The following is a 15,443-nucleotide window of genomic DNA, read 5'->3' as shown; positions in this document are numbered from 1 at the left end:
GCTGATGTCTCTAATATCTAAAAAAATGACCCATCCGCTTTCTCTCTGCACGTTGCTCCAATTGTTCAGATGAGAATGGCTTGGATAATTTAAATAACCTTTGGTTTTGATGCAAAGGCTGATTTGATAGGCTTACGGCTTCAATTTGTTGTAAAGCCAAACGTAATGATTTATCTATCATTAAGATGTTATTGATCTTTTTATAGATTTCTTGTGATAAACCAAGACCGTGTTGTAAAGCTTGATAAAATTGAGAAATTGGCCCTCTTAGAGCACTCACATGGTCCAGCAGAGGGCCAATTGCAGCGTGTTTTGTCAATTTAATCAGGGCATGCTGCAAATCATTCATTGCAGCAATGAATTGCTTTTGTGAAGATAAAGCCGCATTCAACGACTTTGTTATCCCACTATGTTTAGAATTCGATTGATATTGAAACGCTTTGGAGGAGCGATTTTTATTTGAACGATCTGCAGCGCTCAATAATTTCTCCACCAATTGACATAACACCTTTAAGACCGAGTTTAGATCATCTTGTCCTAGAGCAAAACGTATCCTCTCCAAATTAACCGCACTTGAATGATGTGCATCAATTCCTAAACTATGTAGCACGCTATTATCTAAGTGGATTAAAGCAATTAGGGCATCTTGGGTATCGAGGCGATATTGCAATAGCAGGGTTAAAACTTGCATTGCATCAGACGTCGTGTCTTGTTCAAGAGTATTTAAAACTTGTTTTAATTGATTATGTGAATCAGAAAGCGCATTCTTTCCAAATTGGGTAAGCTGTTTAAAGGGTTCTTGGTTCATGAATCAAACTTAATCGATTTAAAAAATAATTTAGCCCATAAAGAAACCTATCGCACCACTCTTTGTGAGAGCAAGGGTTTCGACAGGTTTCAGTTCTTATAAGTTAACGTTAAATTAATGAACGACAAAATATTGTGGACTGTAGTCATAGCACTGCAATGTAACTACATCGCCTCCAAGACGTACTTGGAAGGGGTGTACAGTGAGATCCGCAAGGTTTGGTTGAACTTCATGGTAACAAACCCTTTTAGCTCCATCTACAGTAAAATAGTAATAATCTTTTTCGGCAACCACAGTAGTAGCAGGAACATAAACATCACCTTCCTGGTGTATAGAAATCGGTTCTCCTGTAATGGTTATTAGGCTATCTGCAGAAGCTGAAAAACTTGCTATAAAAAAAGAACAACTTACTAAACTTAGAATTAAAGCTTTCATGATAAAACCTCCATGTTATAACATCCTTTAAGGACTCGAGTATTGGTACCTTCACATGTACCACTAATACTAAGTGTACAATATTTACTCAAATAAGTAAATGAAATTAGAGCGAAACAACTTTTGTTTTTACTAAATTGATTTTTTTAAAACATTTAAAAAATCTGTGAATTACTTAGCGCTATTTAATAATGCAATAAAATAATTATTCATCACAAAATTATTCATGCCGGCAAGTTTTCTTATTTCTAAAGGAGTAATTTCATCCTCCCCTAAAAGCCCACACTGCCTCCCTACAATCACTACTTCGTCGTTTATATGAATGTCATCGGCATGGTCTGTAATATCAATCATTGTTGTATTCATGGACATAGCCCCCACGCAATTAAAGCGTAATCCTTTGATTAAGACTTGCTTTAAATTAAAAGGAACACCATTAACTTTACCCAAGGGAATATTGGCTAAAATAGAATCCCGCTCTAAGATAACGTTTCGACCATATCCGACACTTTCTCCTTTTACATATTTCATTTTTGCAGAAACGTGTGTTTTAAGTTTGATAATAGGGTTTAGTGCCTTTGGGGCGCCAATCTCGGTATGCTCTCCATAAAGCATCGCTCCAATTCTTACCATATCAAAATGTGACTCAGGAATTTTCAAAGCCCCTAAGCTAGATGCCATATGGAGTATAAGATCATCTCGATTTAATTGCCCTTCGTTGATAACCCAATTAGCCTGATCTTTAAAGGTTTCCAATGCCATTTTACTTCCAGTTAAATCTGGATTTTCGAGATCGGGAAAATGAGACATAATCCCAACTATTTTTAGATTGCTAAGCTTTAATATGTTTCTGACGTCTGCTTTACCTTCTTCAGTCGATAAGTCAATGCCATTACGACCCATATGAGCTGCGTTTAAATTAAGATGAAAGGGAATTATCTGATGATATTTAATAGCAATTTTATTCATGGCTTTGGCTAATTCTAGGTTACCAATCATTTCTTGGGGTTTTCCATAAAAATCCGGATGCTGCAACACATCTTCTACTTCCTGAATCGTTGCTTGGCGCAATCGAACAAACTGGCCTAGAATGCCTCCTTGTCTTAAAGCCAAAATATCCTTGTTATCGACTATACCAAAATACTCAATATTCGCTTTACGAACCGCTTTAACTAGGTTTGCAATTCCATAACCATAAGCATCTGACTTCATCACAGCGAGCAATTTTACACCGGGAGGCAGCCAGTTTTTTATGATTTCTAAGTTAGAAAAAAACGTTTCATCATCGATGAATAAGCTCGTGGGAGAATACGCTGAGTGGGATGTTTGAGAATGAAGATAGGTATATAAAAAAGTACATACAATGATGCAAATACATAGCCCTAGAAGTATTTTTTTGGCGTGACTCATCTAACCTCCCTGTTCGTTTGTCCACTAAGGTGTATACAAATCCATTATGGAAAAATTGAGCTTAAATGTCATATTTAAACTCCTTTATCGCTTAATGACGCCCGTAGAGATTTGATTTTTTGTTCTAAAAATTAGCAGGAAGAAAACAAGCTGAATCCCCAACATTACAATTCACAACATTGGCGCCTGTACACGAGACCGCAGAGAATCCTGTAATAACACCTCCTGCAACACTTACCGTTACGTTACATGTATTGCCAGTTCCTGTCCCTGTCATACTCACCACCGCCTGATTGAATACAAGAAAATATGGCCAAGGATTAATATTTGCATCGGTTCTATTCATAGTAGCTACAGGAACTGTCATGTTTGCATCAGCCATGCTGCCAGGATTTGTTTGCGTTATTTGCACAGAAAATTGGGGTTGATTTATAACCGAGCCACCGACTACAGATAACAACGCTGCATTAATAAATCCTTTGCAAGCAGGATTTGAAGCAATGGCAAAACTAGTATTAGGAAGTAAAGAAACATCCTTTAGGCCACAATTCGTATCAAAAACTCCATAAAAATTTTCAGCATTATCTACGTTGACTGGATCTTTGGCGGGCTCATCATAAGCTTCAAACACTAAAGCACCACTGTTATTCCCTGTGTTTTTCACATAAGCATAAAGTGCTGTAAGATACGTTCCAGCGTTTGCAACACTAGGCTGACAAGGGTTAGACATAGAAGTTGCGCAAAAATATCCCGCATAGGTACCTACTCCACTCGTTGCCCAACCCGTTTCTGCCATCAAAATCGTTTTTTTGTCGGCCTGAAAAAAAGCCTGGCTATTAACTTTTGCATAATCCCAAGCAATTGAATTGATAAGAGTCGGGTTTGAAACAGCTTGATTTGGTGGAGTCACTCCCCATTGAAAGGGATAGGGATCAAAAGCCCAGGGTGCCCCTGCCGAGTAGCTATTTCCTAATGCGGTCATATCTGCTGCAATTGCAGGGCTTGGGGTAACTAGATCGCCACTCACGAGCGCTGATCCCACCTCTACATTGGTGATTCCTTTTGCTTTTAAAGCGGAAATCAATTGGGATACGGCAGAGGTTAAGTAGTTGATATCCGAATTGCTGTAGTTTTCATGTCCAGCAAATACGAGTGTCACGGTATTTTTAAAGGTGGATACCCCAACGGTGTCAATAACATGATTTAGTAAATTTACAGCCGCCGTAATATTGGCTTGATTTCCATTCTGGGGAATGACGGCTTCATAAACTACCTTCATATTCAAGGCATTGGCTTGGTTGATTATATCAATCCAGGAGTATTCTACGGTTTGATAGCTTCTAACCGTTGTAAAACCTGCCGCTTTAAGTTGAGATAGTTCGGCGTAGACATTCGTAATGGGGCTATTATTAATCGTTCCAGCATAAAAAACATCATGACCATTGAATGCATTTCCTTGTGGATAATGATTAGGCTGATAATCAATTCCGATTAATCCTACCCAATTACGATTCAAAAGAGCCGAGCTCGTTACTGTCAAAATTGAAATTGGAACCGTATTTTTTCCAAAAGTTAACAAGACGGTGGCAGATTTCTGACCGGTGGTCTGTGCATTTAAACCAATTGAAATCTCACAGGATTGTCCAGGGGCTAAGAGTAATCCTTGGCAATTGTCCGTGATTGTAAACTCATCATATGGGGCTGAGACAGCGTATGAATTATTAAAGCCATTTGGCATGGTAAAAGGTAAATTGGAGGTGACGGTGTACGTGACTAAATATACCCCACCAAGAGAGGTCATGGATGGAATCGAGGTGTTTGATGTCAGCCTAGGATAAATCGGATTAACTCCTAACTCTAAGGGAGATCCTGCTAATCCAGTCTGAATCAAGCCACAAAAGCACGCTATAAAACAAACAATAATGCGCTTCATTTCGTGCGTTCTCCTGTGGACTTGCCGTTAAAAAAATAAGTTATACTAACCGCGAGGGCATTATCTGTTAACTTCGTTTTCAAATAGTCTGAACTATAACCATTCATACCAAAACCAGATTGGGCATGACCAAAATAGCCGTAGTGATATTCTAATCCAAACCATGTATGTTGATTTTTCACAAAATCAATTCCTGCATTCAGGATATAACTAAGCTGAGCATTTCTATTGTTTTGAAAAAAAGGAGATAATCGCGGAACAATACTTGAAGAGATGGGCGACTCATTATAACGGCTGATGGAATTAAATGTTTGACCAACTCCTAGAGACAAGTAAGGCATAACATGACGATAGTGAAATAAACTTGCTTTGAATAGAGCGAATACCGTTTGACGCTCAACTTTATACTGATAGTTATAATTTTCAAACTGCGGCAAGGAGTATTGTGTAATCGTTCCTTTAACCGTCGCAGGAGCGTAATAAGTATAACTTAGACCCATCATCAAAAAAGGAAGAAACGTTTGAAGGGTTGACCAAGAATATCCTCCAGAAATTGCAACGAGGGGAGCCGTAGCTATTTTGTGATTGGTATAAAGATCATTAGGCCATCCCTCGCCTGTAGAAAGAGAATGCTCTTTGGTGACATTCAAAATAGAAGCACCTAAACTAGGACTTAAATACCATTTCCCTTGTAAGGTAGATTCATTGATTGTAGATACATTCGCATACCCATTAAGATGAATCCCTAATAAAATAATTAGCCAAAAAAGACGCAATATCATGATATCCCTATAATTTTTTTTAAAAAAATTTATTTCAACATACAACGTCCGTAGATTTGATATACCATCCATTTCAAAATAAAGGTAAACCCTTAGGAATTCGAAACGAGAGCAAACAATTGTCCTAAAGAATATGCTAATTATTACTTGCTGAACATAACTTCACTAAAAAATTACACTCATCGCCAAGGAATTATGAATAATACTCTGAGAAGTCAAGCCTCCCTTGCTAAAAATTATTCCTATTCGTAATACCATCAGCACACTTTCAGCATTTCTTATGAGAAGCACCGCAAAATAATTTGTCAAAATAGATTAAACTTAAGAAAGATTTTGAGTATATCAAAACGGGAAAGTATATAGAGGCAGTCCCGAATCATAAAGGCTCGGACTACACCAATTAAGCTGAAGATTCAGGCAAATGGGAAAGACCCGAAAGACCCAAATTTGGATTAAATATAAAAAGATAATTTGTTGATTTATAAAGGTTTTAACTGGTCGGGACGGCAGGATTTGAACCTGCGACCCCTAGCGCCCCATGCTAGTACGCTACCAAGCTGCGCCACGCCCCGATTGGAGCGAATAATAGCAAGTTTGAGGTTAGAACACAATCTCAATTGAGGATTATGGTCTAGGAATGTTGCTTTCTTCCTCAGAGCTTTCTTCTTCAAAATGTTCTTCTTCCAGTTGGTTTTCTGTCTCATCCATTGGCCTCACTTCGCCAGTGGTTTCAAATCCTGGAATGCCTTCACCCACTAGAACTTCTTCTCCTGTGGTCTCATAACCAGGAACACCATCCTCTAGCGAATCTACTTCATCAGAACTAATAAACGAATTATGCAGCAAGTCATTGGAAGAGCCTTCTTGCTTCAAATCTTCTAATAATTTTTCTTCAGGAGTTAACTCTGTATCTGGTTCGGGAGTAAGTTTTACCATCAGTTGCTCCACTTTTAGTTTAAACTCTTTAAGTATAGTCAATGACGGTTTTAGGGAAAATTAAGGGTAGGAAAGGGCCTGGATAGCCAAGCCCTCAGTAAATGGTTATTATTTGCTGTAAACCTCTCTCCACCAGCTGCTTTCAGTGTTTGCAACCCAATCGGCTTGGCGAAGTTTAGATACGAATTCTTCGGTTTTTTCTGGAGTTGAATGATCTTTATCTAATTTGATGCACCAGTCCCAATCACCCGAAGTTGACCAGATTTGGTTCACACCAGGCCATTTGGCTACGTTCTCAGTATCTGTCCAAGAACCTTTTGTTTTGAGGAATATAACACTGTTCCATTGTTTCATCTTCACTTCTCCATGTAATTATTCTATTTGGTTGTCCAAATCAGCAGTCCAATCCTTGTCGTGTTGAATGGTGATTAATCCCCCGAGAAATACCATTCGAAAACTAGAACGAGGTCTGCTATCGGGACATGGTTTTAACTATATGTCACATTTTCAAAAATGCAAGAGAATTTAAGATAAAATTTATCCAAATGCATTAATTCCCGTAATATGGCGACCTAAGACTAACTTATGCACATTGTCCGTTCCCTCATAAGTAAACACGGACTCCAAATTGAGCATGTGTCGAATAACATGATATTCCAGGCTAATACCATTACCGCCCAATAAATTCCGACAAGTTCTTGCTATGTTTAATGCTTCTCTGCAAGCGTTCCCTTTAGCTAATGAAATCATGGTTGGTGTTTCACGTCCTTGGTCTTTTAATCGGCCAATTTGTAAGTTAATCCATTGAGCTTTGACAATCTCGGTGTACATTTCGGCTAGATCTTCTTGTATTAACTGAAACGAAGCTAACGGCTTATCGAATTGTTTTCGTTCTAAAAGATAATCGCGTGTAATATCAAAACAAGCCATGGCAGCACCCATAGCGCCCCAACAAATACCGTATCGAGCTTGACTTAAGCAACTTAATGCTGCTTTAAGCCCATCACTACCAGGCAAAAGATTTTCATCGGGTACAAATACATTTTCAAATACCAGCTCACCGGTTTTAGAAGCCCGCAAAGACATTTTTAATTTAATTTCATGCCGCTTAAACCCATCAAACTCTTTTTCAACGATAAAACCGCGGATCCCATCGCTCGTCTTGGCCCAAACAATAGCGAGATCAGCAATGGATGCGTTGGTAATCCACATCTTTGCCCCATTTAATCGCCACCCCCCATCGACTTTTTCAGCCGTGGTCCTCATACTGGCCGGATCAGAACCAGAGTCAGGCTCGGTTAAACCAAAACACCCTATCAAATCACCCTCTGCCATAGGCTTTAAAAAGCGTTTTTTCTGTTCTTCACTGCCATAGCGGAAAATAGGATACATGCAAAGTGAACTTTGTACCGAAACAAAGCTTCGTAAACCACTATCGCCTCGTTCAAGTTCCTGACAGACTAAACCATAAGCAACATACGAAGCTTCCGAACCGCCATATTCTGCTGGCAACGTTAGACCTAATAATCCAAGTTCAGCGGATTTTTTAATGAGCACTTTAGGAAATTCTGCTCGCTCAAATGCCTCGGGCATTAAAGGAATCACGTCCCTCTTAACAAATCGCGCAACGCTATCTCTTATCATTCGCTCATCGTCTTGCAATTGTTCATCAAGAAACAGTAAATCATCCACGAACATTCTCCTTTCCAGTTAATTAACGTAAGTTCGATATCAGAAAAATCCAAATTTTTCTGATATCGAACTGGCTTATTTTTAATGGATCCTGTACAAAAAGCTTCGCTTTTTTACGGGATAACGTTCGTTTAGCGCCACAAAAGTCATAAATGACTTTTCTGTCGAACTCACGTTAATTATCTATTGGCGCTTGAATTTGGATAAGCTTTTGCAGCGTCTTTTTTCCTTGTACCGTCCGTCTGTAATTCTCTCACAGTCGCTATAATCGCTTCGCGGCTAGGTAATAAGTATCGCCACGAATTCCCAAGGGGAATAAACGAATCTTCTCCCGTTAATCGTTTTAGTTTCAACGTTGGAGCCTCTTCAATAAGCATGGTCATTAAACCTTCACTAAGCGAACCGCTACGCCGGCCTTCATCGACAATTAGCACATGCTTTGCATGAACAAGTTCTTTCAAAATGGACGCTTTAGGGAAAGGGTGAAGCCATTGCAAATCAACTATTTTTACTGAAATTTTATAGTTCTCTTTTAAAATTTTTTCAGCTTGACGAGATAAATAATACCCATTTCCATAAGTTAAAATGACCGTTTGCCCTTTGCCATACACGCTTATTTCGCCTAAAGCAATTTCTTCGTCCAAAGCAGGGTAATAGCCAAGCCATTCATTATCGCCTGGCGCATGTAAATCTTTCGTCATATAAAGCGCTATTGGTTCAAGAAACACCACCACTCGACCTTCTAGGTGTGCAAGTCGCATACAAGTTCGTAATAGTTTGGCCGCCGCTACCCCATTAGAAGGGCATGCTACGATCACCCCGGGCAAATCACGTAACACCGCTATTGAATTATCATTATGAAAGTGGCCGCCAAATCCTTTTTGATAAGCAAGAGAAGCAATTCGAAGCACCATCGGGTTTTGATACTGGCCCTTAGAAAAAAACGATAACGTTGCTGCTTCTCCTCGTAATTGGTCTTCAGCATTATGTAAATAAGCTAGAAATTGAATTTCAGGAACGGGTAAAAATCCGTTATGAGCCATGCCAATCGCTGTTCCTAAAATAGTGGTTTCATCAAGAATTGTGTCAAATACTCTTCTTCGCCCAAAACGGGCTTCTAAATCGGCTGTAACCCGATACACCCCTCCTTTTTTTCCGACGTCTTCACCAAAAACCACTAAGTTAGGATACTGCATTAATAAATCAGTAAGGGTGAAATTGATTAATTGCGATAAGTTACGCTTCATTTGGAGCTGCTTGAAGCTCTCCCCAAACACGACTTCTCTTTGATTGTCATTGGGTAAAGAAAATGCTTTCTTTTCGGTTTGATTCGGTATAATGGACGTCATGACTTCTTTTGCTGAGCTTAATTGTGGCGAATGAATCACCTCCATGGCTTTAGCATGAACTAAGGCGTGGTTATTCTGGTAAAGCTCAATTATGCCTTTTATTCCCAGTATACCCTCTCGATAAAGCAATCCGGCTGAATGTAATAATGGATCTTGTGCTTCAATTTGTTCGATTTCTTGAAAGGTGCGATATTGTGACTCAATGTCAGAACCTGCGTGACCAAGTAAGCGAACACAACGCATATGCAAAAAGACAGGTTGCTTACGGGTACGAGCGATTTTTTCCGCTTCTTTCGCTTTCATATAACAATCTGCGAAGTTTAATCCATCGCAACTCAGATAATGTATATTGGGACGGCATTTTATGGCTGAATCAATCCAGTTGGATGGTGTTGGAACCGATATGCCAATGCCATTGTCTTCACAAATAAAAACAATCGGTAAGGGATAGGGTTGACTCGCCAACCATGAGCAGGCATTGATGGCTGCTTGAGCCGTCGCATGATTAATGGAGGCATCTCCAAACGAGCACAAAATAACTGAGTCAGCGGCAAGCTTACTCGAAATGCTTAATTCTTTCGCGCGAGTAATAGATAAAGCAGCGCCCAAAGACTTCGGTAAATGTGAGGCAATTGTTGAGGTTTGCGGGGGAATATAAAGCGGTACGCTACCAAAAACTTTATGGCGACCACCTGAAATGGGATCGGCTGCTGCAGCAACTAATGATAATAATACATCACGAACCCCATCTTCCGTTTCCACTTGTTTGGCACGTTGGATATAAAAAGCACCACTTCGATAATGCAGAAACGCCATATCGTTAAAACGAAATACAAGCCCAAATGCGGCATTCCCCTCATGACCACTGCTTCCAATAGTATAAAACGATAATCCTTTTTCTTTAAGCGTGCGCGCAATTAAGTCCAATTGTCTGGACTTGATTTGAGAATCAAATAAGTCAATTGCGGTTTTTTTATCAAGACCTGCTGAAGAACACGTGGTTGAGCTTTGTGATACTGGGAAATCACCTTGCGAAACCCGTTTTATGAATTGCTCATCGACAACACTCGCCCGATCTAACATCATGTCATCCTTTAATCCAACTTCCCTAAGACACTCTTTCGCTTTCTCTCTAGGCTTAACACTCGCTCCAGTATATACTTCTTAAAGAGCGAGTGCGAGATCTCTTTACTCTATAGCAGCGCTTAATTGGAGAGTTAATTTATGAAATGGATATGGATAAGCCTGTGCTTCATTCAACTGACGGCTTGCGTCTGGTTTCATCCCGGGGTTGTGCGTGACAGAGACGTTTTAGTCACTGAGAAACCGAATCGTTTATTAGAGCCGTTTACTTGTGGTGATGTTTCAATTGATGTAACCACTACCGTTAGGACTTGTAAATAGGGATATCATGTTTAACATTTGGTTAATTTGTTTTTTTGTCTTTGTGAACTCCACAGCGCTGGCTTTGCCTGCCAATTTTGTTTATTTGAGCGACGTTGCACCCGATATAATCCAAGACATGCGATATGCAACATCGAATAACTTCACCGGTCGACCTGTACCAGGATATGCTGCTTCTCGATGTATTCTTACCCGACCCGCTGCTTTAAAATTAAAAGAGGCTCAAGCACGTTTAAAAGCACAAGGTTATGGATTAAAAGTATTTGACTGTTATCGACCTCAACGTGCAGTGAATGCATTTTTACGTTGGAGCAAAAATCCAAATGATACCCACACAAAGCAAGCGTATTATCCTCATGAAGATAAAAACCATTTGTTTCAAAAAGGATATATCGCTGAATATTCAGGGCATAGCCGTGGCAGTACCGTTGATTTAACAATCATTAAATTAGAAAAATCATTGGATACAACCTCTGATCTTGATATGGGAACCTCTTTTGATTATTTTGATCGCAGTGCTCATGTCTTTTATAAACATTTAACTCCATTGCAGAAAAAAAATCGTCTTTTATTACGTCAAGTGATGATCAGCCAAGGATTTAAACCTTATGGAAAAGAATGGTGGCATTTCACGTTGAAAAACGAGCCATATCCACAAAGTTATTTTAACTTCCCAGTACAATAAAATAATCCGTTTTTTAACGCTTCAATATTTTGCGCGCAATGGTGGCGTTGTATTTAATGAGAATAGGGGCAAATCCAAAAGAGATGAGCAGTGCTCCAAGAACGACTTGACCATAAGATAAAGGTAATATTTGGTTATCCAACGCAATGGCTAAGATAGCAAACCCAAACTCCCCCCCTTCAGCAAGAATAATACCTGAGCGCAGTGATGTTTCACGATCATAGCCTGAAGCTTGGCTTAAAAGGATAATTAAAAGGGATTTCCCGACCATGACGGCAAATAACGTAATTGCTATCCAAAACCACGTTTCCCCCCAGGTTGCGACATTCGCAAGCATCCCTACCGAGACAAAAAATAATCCCAACAATAGATCGCGAAATGGCCTTACTTCTTCTTGAATCTGAGTACGAAATTCCGTTTCACCTAGCATAATTCCACTCAAAAAAGCACCTAAAGCATACGTCATGCCTAACTTTTCAGTAATCCATGCTGAACCAAGAGCCACCAATAAGACAGTTAAGGTAAAGAGTTCTGTTGTATTAATCTTTTTAATGCGGTGAAATAAGGGCTGCAAAAGCCAACGACCGATGGCAAGAATCAGAACAATCGCCAATAATCCTCGCAAAAATGACCAAGTTAATGTTTCCCAAAGGGGCGTTTGATCTATTCCACTTAAACTTGAAATAATTACGAGAATAGGAATAAACGCCAAGTCTTGAAATAACAAAACCCCAATTGTATTTATACCATATTTTGTTTGCGTCTCAGCTTGATGACTGAGTTGTTTCACAACCAATGCCGTAGAGGACATCGAAACGACGAACCCAATCACTAAGGATTCAACCAATTTCATTTTAAAACAAAGACCAATAAGTACGGTAATAGCGATTGAGGTGATTACTTGCATGCCGCCTAATACAAAGACCGGATAACGTAATTGGATTAAGCGAGTGAGAGAAAATTCAAGGCCAATCGTGAACATTAACAACACTACACCAAACTCAGCAATCTGTTGAATGGCGTGTGTATCGGTGATTAAGCCTAGTCCATGAGGACCAATTCCAATACCTGCGATTAAATAGCCAAGAATAACAGGAAGCTTAAAGGCTTGAAATACCAGGTTAACGGCAAGGACCATCAAAATAATTAAAAGTGTGATTTCTAATCCAATGTGCTCCATGCTACTCCCTGCATTTCGTTCGATACCTGATGTTATATAGTATAACGAGCTTTAAAACGGAGTTGAATTCAAACTAACCATTTCGGGTCTGACTTCCTTAATTTGGTTTTTCTCATCAACAAAAACAACCGTCGGTTTAAAGGAGTAACATGCTTCATCCGCCAGTTGGATAAACGAAGCAATAATTATAATATCGCCAGGCGTCACAAGATGAGCTGCTGCACCATTGACACAAACGTCCGAAGAATTAGCTGGGCCTTCAATGGCGTAGGTTTCAAATCGTGTTCCAGCCGTAACGTTCCATATATTAACGGCTTCATTGGGTAAAATATTTGCGGCAACAAGCAATTCTGGAGAAAGCGTAATACTGCCTTCATAGTCTAGGCAAGCCTCGGTTATGGTTGCACGATGAATTTTAGATTTTAACATTTTTCTATAAATCATAAGGCCATCTCGGGGTATTGAAGGGATATTCTTAAATAAGATTGAAAAAGACCGGGCAATTTTATGTTTATTAGGTGATTAATTCAACAAGAAGAAGTGCGCTTATGAAACACGGGGTTGTTTGATTTCTGATTTTTCAAACAGTTTATAAAAATCATCTGGTTCTAGGGGCTCAGAAAAATAATCACCAAGTCCATAAGTGCATCCAAGTTTCTGAAGCTCTACTTTAATCGCTTCATTATCCACTCCATCTGCAATAACTTTTAAATCCATTGCTCCGGCCAGTTTTACAATCGCTTGAACAATGCTGTGTTTGCGATCATCCGCCAACATCGCTGCGGTAAATGATTTGTCAATTTTAATTTCAGTGATTGGAAAATTCGTTAAATAAATAAAGGAGGTGTAACCACTACCAAAATCACTGATCGAAATTTTAATACCAAGCTCACTAAGCTGCTTTAACACAGGAATGGTATGCGTTTGATCGCTTAAGCAGGCTTGTTCAGTGAGTTCTAGACGCAAATACTCTGCAGGAACATTTTTTTCAGACAAAAGTTGTTGTAATATATTCGGTAAATCTGGATCAATTGCTTCATACAAATAAACCCTGGTAAATAATTTTTTCCCGGATTTGTGCCAATTCTCAAGCTGGCTAATCACTTTTTTCAACGTAAAAAAAGTTAACCCCTGCACCGCGCCAGATCCATCAACGATAGAAACGATTTCTTCAGGGGTCATCAAGCCATATTTATCATTATTAAATTTAATGACTGATTCTGAACCAATAATGTTTCCGGTTTTTAATGCCACAACAGGCTTATACAACACTTCAAATTCTTCTGAATCAATTGCTGATTTGATGCCTTTTAAAATCACTTTTCTTGTTTTAAAATTTTTGTCTAGCCCCTGCTCATAAAGCGCATAATTTTTTTGCTCTTTTTCCGCATACAGTAAAGCTAAGCTCGCATGTTGAATTAAATCTTCATCCGTTTCACCATGATGTGGATAGATGGCAATTCCAGCCGTTGTTTTAACATCAATTGGATTCCCATCAATAATAAAGCTCGTCGATGTTTCAGCAATAATATTTTGAATAATATGCTCGAGATTATGATCCTTTCTTAACCTGGGAATTAAAATGGCAAATTCCGCACTTTGCAACCGGGCAACCATATTCATGCCCATATAGGCCTGAAGCATATAGGGTTCGAGTAATAAGGATTTAAGTTTTTCTGCAAACTGCACCAATAAACTATTGGCGCTATAACTACCAATACTGTAATTGATGTCTCTAAATTGATTAATCGTCAATAAGATTAGAGCCAGTTCTTCCCCTTTTTTAATTTGCTGAATTCCTTGAGAAAGTCGCTTTTGTAATAAACGATTATTCGGAAGATTCGTTAAATGATCATGATTGCTTTCATATTGTAGTTTCGACGCTAAATCATCACTTTTGTGAACGTATTCACGAGTTTGATCTTCAATGATGGTTTCGGCGGTACTAGCTAACTGATAGCAAAAAGATTGTCCCCAATAAGCAAACATAAAGGGAGTTAAATCTAAGGCCCAAATTGCAGGATTAGTAGCTTGAGCCTCAATGATTCCTGAAAGAGAAATCGTCCCGGTTAACTGATATGAAACTAAGCATGTTGCAAATATAATACTTCCGATCGCTATGGATAACCCCAGGATGGTGTATTTATTGACATGTCCTTTTAGTACCGTAGAGCGAAGTACAAGTTGTTGTTTTATGCCCATTTCTTACCGTTTGTTTGCGCAGTTATCTCTTTAATCGACCAGTTTTAAACATACTTTAGTAATAACTATAGACGAATAAATCAACTTTAGGGCAAGAAATGTTTTTTTTATGAATGAAGGCCAGATTTAACCGGCCCTAAATGAAAACGATTCTTAATTACAATACTTAGATATAGGTTTTTTTATTCCTTAGGCAACCACTTCGACTTGTTCTGCTTGCGGACCCTTTTGGCCTTTGACTACTTTGAATAAAACGGTGTCCCCTTCACGTAAGGTTTTAAACCCATCCGATAAAATAGCGCTGAAGTGAACAAAGTAATCTTGCCCTTCGCTTTCAATAAAACCAAACCCTTTACTTTCATTGAACCATTTTACCTTTCCACGAACCTTATCAGACATGTTTTTGCTACTCCTTACTTAACAGCAAATGCATTTTTAATCTAAATTGTATTAAACTCAAGTACCCAGACTTATATGTTTGGATAATAAAAATTCCGAGCCTTGAAGCCGCGGTATTATCTTTAAATCAACCCAATAGAAGATTCATTCAGAGATTACCGGCCATTCATTTTTATCTATAGGATTTCATTCTGTCAATAGGCTCTCTATAGAGGAAGTAGTGGCCTC

The 15,443-nt window shown here is 38.9% G+C and carries 15 protein-coding genes and 1 tRNA gene; 2 read left to right on the top strand and 14 right to left on the bottom strand.

All coding sequences use genetic code 11. The features are described 5' to 3' along the window. Positions 1 to 10: 10 nt before the first annotated feature. From E1O41_RS05845 to E1O41_RS05800, 10 genes are all read right to left on the bottom strand, one after another. Entirely contained in the window at positions 11 to 808 is a 798-nt protein-coding gene (locus tag E1O41_RS05845; protein WP_131776387.1) for a hypothetical protein, read from the bottom strand. 114 nt (positions 809 to 922) lie between these two features. Next, positions 923 to 1,243 carry a hypothetical protein gene (locus E1O41_RS05840; RefSeq protein ID WP_131776386.1) on the bottom strand — a complete coding sequence of 107 codons (321 nt, stop codon included), beginning with the start codon at positions 1,241 to 1,243 and terminating at the stop codon, positions 923 to 925. Positions 1,244 to 1,414: 171 nt separating this feature from the next. After that, on the bottom strand, positions 1,415 to 2,653 hold the full coding sequence (alr, locus tag E1O41_RS05835) for an alanine racemase (protein WP_131776385.1): 1,239 nt from the start codon (positions 2,651 to 2,653) through the stop codon (positions 1,415 to 1,417). Positions 2,654 to 2,777: 124 nt separating this feature from the next. After that, positions 2,778 to 4,586, bottom strand: a complete 1,809-nt coding sequence (locus tag E1O41_RS05830) for a hypothetical protein (RefSeq protein WP_131776384.1) — start codon at positions 4,584 to 4,586, stop codon at positions 2,778 to 2,780. Beyond that, entirely contained in the window at positions 4,583 to 5,368 is a 786-nt protein-coding gene (locus E1O41_RS05825; protein WP_131776383.1) for a hypothetical protein, read from the bottom strand. Before E1O41_RS05825 ends, E1O41_RS05830 begins: the two co-directional genes overlap by 4 nt. Before the next feature lie 495 nt (positions 5,369 to 5,863). Next, a tRNA-Pro gene (locus E1O41_RS05820) sits at positions 5,864 to 5,940 on the bottom strand. Positions 5,941 to 5,992: 52 nt separating this feature from the next. Beyond that, complete coding sequence (locus E1O41_RS05815; RefSeq protein WP_131776382.1) at positions 5,993 to 6,304, bottom strand: hypothetical protein; 312 nt, start codon at positions 6,302 to 6,304, stop codon at positions 5,993 to 5,995. A gap of 108 nt (positions 6,305 to 6,412) precedes the next feature. Further along, positions 6,413 to 6,658 carry a hypothetical protein gene (locus E1O41_RS05810; RefSeq protein ID WP_131776381.1) on the bottom strand — a complete coding sequence of 82 codons (246 nt, stop codon included), beginning with the start codon at positions 6,656 to 6,658 and terminating at the stop codon, positions 6,413 to 6,415. Positions 6,659 to 6,841: 183 nt separating this feature from the next. Continuing rightward, positions 6,842 to 7,996, bottom strand: coding sequence for an acyl-CoA dehydrogenase family protein (locus E1O41_RS05805; RefSeq protein ID WP_131776380.1), 1,155 nt, complete (start codon positions 7,994 to 7,996; stop codon positions 6,842 to 6,844). A gap of 179 nt (positions 7,997 to 8,175) precedes the next feature. Continuing rightward, complete coding sequence (locus tag E1O41_RS05800; RefSeq protein WP_131776454.1) at positions 8,176 to 10,428, bottom strand: thiamine pyrophosphate-dependent enzyme; 2,253 nt, start codon at positions 10,426 to 10,428, stop codon at positions 8,176 to 8,178. 141 nt (positions 10,429 to 10,569) lie between these two features. On the opposite strand from E1O41_RS05800, the gene E1O41_RS05795 reads away from it, so the two are divergent. Next, entirely contained in the window at positions 10,570 to 10,749 is a 180-nt protein-coding gene (locus tag E1O41_RS05795; RefSeq protein ID WP_131776379.1) for a hypothetical protein, read from the top strand. A 7-nt stretch (positions 10,750 to 10,756) separates the two neighbouring features. Beyond that, positions 10,757 to 11,434, top strand: a complete 678-nt coding sequence (locus E1O41_RS05790) for a M15 family metallopeptidase (protein ID WP_131776378.1) — start codon at positions 10,757 to 10,759, stop codon at positions 11,432 to 11,434. 13 nt (positions 11,435 to 11,447) lie between these two features. Here E1O41_RS05790 and E1O41_RS05785 read toward each other — a convergent pair whose 3' ends face one another. From E1O41_RS05785 to E1O41_RS05770, 4 genes are all read right to left on the bottom strand, one after another. Then, positions 11,448 to 12,614, bottom strand: coding sequence for a cation:proton antiporter domain-containing protein (locus E1O41_RS05785; protein WP_131776377.1), 1,167 nt, complete (start codon positions 12,612 to 12,614; stop codon positions 11,448 to 11,450). Between the two features lie 51 nt (positions 12,615 to 12,665). Beyond that, a complete protein-coding gene (gene panD, locus E1O41_RS05780; protein WP_131776376.1) occupies positions 12,666 to 13,058 on the bottom strand; it encodes an aspartate 1-decarboxylase in 393 nt (130 codons plus the stop codon). A 102-nt stretch (positions 13,059 to 13,160) separates the two neighbouring features. Further along, positions 13,161 to 14,816 (bottom strand): putative bifunctional diguanylate cyclase/phosphodiesterase, encoded by a 1,656-nt coding sequence (locus E1O41_RS05775; RefSeq protein ID WP_131776375.1) that lies wholly within the window; start codon positions 14,814 to 14,816, stop codon positions 13,161 to 13,163. A 189-nt stretch (positions 14,817 to 15,005) separates the two neighbouring features. After that, on the bottom strand, positions 15,006 to 15,215 hold the full coding sequence (locus E1O41_RS05770) for a cold-shock protein (RefSeq protein WP_131776374.1): 210 nt from the start codon (positions 15,213 to 15,215) through the stop codon (positions 15,006 to 15,008). Positions 15,216 to 15,443: the final 228 nt, after the last annotated feature.

This window comes from Legionella impletisoli, from assembly GCF_900639875.1.
In the GTDB taxonomy this organism is placed as follows: Bacteria; Pseudomonadota; Gammaproteobacteria; order Legionellales; family Legionellaceae; genus Legionella_A; species Legionella_A impletisoli.
Note: the sequence above shows the minus strand (reverse complement) of the source record. Positions and strands in the feature narration are given on the sequence as shown.

Bases quoted from the DNA above. Each gene is read 5' to 3' on its own strand.
- E1O41_RS05845 (WP_131776387.1), bottom strand. From the start codon at position 808: ATGAACCAAGAACCCTTTAAACAGCTTACCCAATTTGGAAAGAATGCG.
- E1O41_RS05840 (WP_131776386.1), bottom strand. From the start codon at position 1,243: ATGAAAGCTTTAATTCTAAGTTTAGTAAGTTGTTCTTTTTTTATAGCA.
- alr (WP_131776385.1), bottom strand. From the start codon at position 2,653: ATGAGTCACGCCAAAAAAATACTTCTAGGGCTATGTATTTGCATCATT.
- E1O41_RS05830 (WP_131776384.1), bottom strand. From the start codon at position 4,586: ATGAAGCGCATTATTGTTTGTTTTATAGCGTGCTTTTGTGGCTTGATT.
- E1O41_RS05825 (WP_131776383.1), bottom strand. From the start codon at position 5,368: ATGATATTGCGTCTTTTTTGGCTAATTATTTTATTAGGGATTCATCTT.
- E1O41_RS05815 (WP_131776382.1), bottom strand. From the start codon at position 6,304: ATGGTAAAACTTACTCCCGAACCAGATACAGAGTTAACTCCTGAAGAA.
- E1O41_RS05810 (WP_131776381.1), bottom strand. From the start codon at position 6,658: ATGAAACAATGGAACAGTGTTATATTCCTCAAAACAAAAGGTTCTTGG.
- E1O41_RS05800 (WP_131776454.1), bottom strand. From the start codon at position 10,428: ATGTTAGATCGGGCGAGTGTTGTCGATGAGCAATTCATAAAACGGGTT.
- E1O41_RS05795 (WP_131776379.1), top strand. From the start codon at position 10,570: ATGAAATGGATATGGATAAGCCTGTGCTTCATTCAACTGACGGCTTGC.
- E1O41_RS05790 (WP_131776378.1), top strand. From the start codon at position 10,757: ATGTTTAACATTTGGTTAATTTGTTTTTTTGTCTTTGTGAACTCCACA.
- E1O41_RS05785 (WP_131776377.1), bottom strand. From the start codon at position 12,614: ATGGAGCACATTGGATTAGAAATCACACTTTTAATTATTTTGATGGTC.
- panD (WP_131776376.1), bottom strand. From the start codon at position 13,058: ATGATTTATAGAAAAATGTTAAAATCTAAAATTCATCGTGCAACCATA.
- E1O41_RS05775 (WP_131776375.1), bottom strand. From the start codon at position 14,816: ATGGGCATAAAACAACAACTTGTACTTCGCTCTACGGTACTAAAAGGA.
- E1O41_RS05770 (WP_131776374.1), bottom strand. From the start codon at position 15,215: ATGTCTGATAAGGTTCGTGGAAAGGTAAAATGGTTCAATGAAAGTAAA.